Annotated in this window: 3 protein-coding genes; all 3 read left to right on the top strand. The window is 49.0% G+C overall.

Features of this window, described 5'->3' with window-relative positions; all coding sequences use genetic code 11:
* Window positions 1–58 precede the first annotated feature (58 nt).
* The 3 genes from tnpA to tnpC all read left to right on the top strand — a co-directional run bounded on the left by tnpA (window position 59) and on the right by tnpC (window position 2,287).
* Window positions 59–355: an IS66 family insertion sequence element accessory protein TnpA gene (gene tnpA, locus ABD031_RS13300; protein ID WP_343852251.1), complete on the top strand. Its 297-nt coding sequence runs from the start codon at window positions 59–61 to the stop codon at window positions 353–355.
* Window positions 355–702 carry an IS66 family insertion sequence element accessory protein TnpB gene (tnpB, locus tag ABD031_RS13295; protein WP_343852249.1) on the top strand — a complete coding sequence of 116 codons (348 nt, stop codon included), beginning with the start codon at window positions 355–357 and terminating at the stop codon, window positions 700–702. Before tnpA ends, tnpB begins: the two co-directional genes overlap by 1 nt.
* 73 nt (window positions 703–775) lie before the next feature.
* Window positions 776–2,287, top strand: a complete 1,512-nt coding sequence (tnpC, locus tag ABD031_RS13290; RefSeq protein ID WP_343852247.1) for an IS66 family transposase — start codon at window positions 776–778, stop codon at window positions 2,285–2,287.
* The last annotated feature ends 41 nt before the right edge of the window (window positions 2,288–2,328 follow it).

Here is a 2,328-nt window from a genome sequence, read left to right as displayed (position 1 = left end):
GTATCCCTCCGATGAACTGCATCTTGATAGGCCGTGATTTAAGAGCTAAAGTTGCGGGATGAAAAAGTGGAGTGTCGAAACCTATTATGAGCTGTTTTATAGATGGCAGCGATCAGGATTGAGTAAAGCAGCTTTTGCAGCTAGAGAAGGGATTTCCAAAGTGAGCTTTTATTCTTGGTGCAAAAAGTTTGAAACCAATACCGATTCCCAGGATGCTTCTACTGGATTTACCCGAATCGAACTGGCTGAAGCTACTTTTCAGGTGGCTGTGGCCAGAATCAACTATCCAAGCGGAATCAGTGTGGAGCTTTTTGGATCCTTGGATCCCGATCGGATCAAGGCGTTGGTTTTCTGATGCTGGCTCTGTCGAGTTCGACCCGGTATTTTATTTACGGTGAACCTACCGACATGCGGTTTGGCATCAACTCTCTGGCAGGCCTAGTGCGCAACAGACTGGGCTTCGATCCCATGAACGGGGACGTTTTTTTGTTTTTGGGTAAGCGATCCAATCAGGTCCGATTACTCCAATGGGACAGAGACGGTTTTGCCATGTATGTCAAGAAGCTGGAGCAAGGTACTTTTGAGCGTCCCAAACTGACTGGAAGTGCCATTACAAGCAGTCAGCTGACCCTGCTTTTACAGGGGGTAAAGCTCGAATCGGTGAGCTACAGAAAGCGCTATGAACCCTTAAAAGGGACGTAATAAAAGCGTGCTTTTCAGTGTAAAAAGTGCCTCAATATCCTCAAAAAGGCCATTTTTTAGCTATCTTTGGTTCATGAAAAACAGGGAGGCAGACTACAAAAAACTGTATGAACAGACCCTGTTGACCCTATCGGAAAAAGAGGAAAAACTAACCCAAAAGGAAGAGCTCATCTCCGACCTGAAGTTTGAGCTGGACAAGCTCCGCAGACATCTTTTTGGATCCAAAAGCGAAAAGCGGGACAACCAGGCAGGGGAAAACCAGCTGGGACTTTTCGAACTCGGTGTTACCAAGGCAGTACAAGAAGAGCTTTCAGAATCCGTGACGGCAAAACCTGTCCCCAGAAAACGGGCCAAAGGCACCGGACGGATGACCCTTCCCGAGGAGCTCAGAAGAGAAGACATCGTGATTCAGCCGTCCGAATCTACCGAAAACTGTGTTCAGATCGGCCAGGAAGTCACCGAGGTGCTGGAAGTGATCCCCTCATCCTTCTATGTCAAGCGTTATATCCGTCCCAAGTATGCCAAACCAAACGGAGAAGGCATCCTCATCGGAACACTTCCTGACCGCGTGATTGAGAAAGGCATTCCCTCCGAATCGGTCATCGCCCAGCTGACCGTCGACAAATACGTATACGGCATGCCATTGCACAGGCAGCTGGACAAGTACTCCAAAATGGGAGTTCGGATTCCCGCTTCAAGTGCCTCAGATTGGATACTGGAAGGCTGGGAGCAACTCAAACCGCTCTGGGAGCTCCTCCGGTTGATGGTTCTAAACCAAAAATACCTTCAGGTGGACGAAACTCCGATCAAAGTTCTGGACAGAGATCATAAAAACGGAATCCATCAGGGGTACATGTGGCTCTACCATACTCCGGTGGACCGGCTGGTCCTGTTTGACTACCGAAGAGGGCGGGATCAATCGGGTCCGAAAGCCATGCTGGCCGACTTCAAAGGGATCATCCAGACCGATGGCTATAGTGTCTATGATGCCCTGTTTGAAAACCATCCTGATATCCATCTCACGTTTTGTATGGCGCACGCCAGGCGCAAGTTCGTGGACGCAGTCAAAGACGATGAAAAGTGCGCCAACTATGTGCTGGACGAAATCCAGAAGCTCTATCTGGTAGAAGCAAAGATGAGAGAAGAAAATCTGAACTGGGAACTGCGGACAGCAGCACGAAAAAAGTATGCTGATCCGATTCTAGAGAGTCTGGGCAAGTGGCTGGGGGACAACCAATACAGCTACCGGCCGGTGAGCCCCATGGGTAAAGCCATCGCTTACGCCCATAAAAGATGGGCCGGCCTGAGTGCCTATGTACTCCATGGACAGATGGAAATCGACAACAACCTGGTCGAAAACGCCGTCCGGCCATTAGCCATCGGAAGAAAAAACTACCTGTTTGCAGGATCGCATAACGCCGCCGAGATGACCGCAGCGATGTACTCATTCATGGCCAGCTGCAAAAAGAATAACCTCAATGAATTTGACTGGCTCAAAGATGTCTTTGAAAGAATCCAGAGCCACAAACAAAAAGACCTCTACCAACTGCTTCCCTCAAACTGGCAAGAATACCGACTTAAATAAAAATCCCTTTTCCTACGAGACGGGGTTGGTCGGATGGATAC

The organism is Algoriphagus jejuensis, from assembly GCF_039523455.1.
GTDB lineage: Bacteria > Bacteroidota > Bacteroidia > Cytophagales > Cyclobacteriaceae > Algoriphagus > Algoriphagus jejuensis.
Note: the sequence above shows the minus strand (reverse complement) of the source record. Positions and strands in the feature narration are given on the sequence as shown.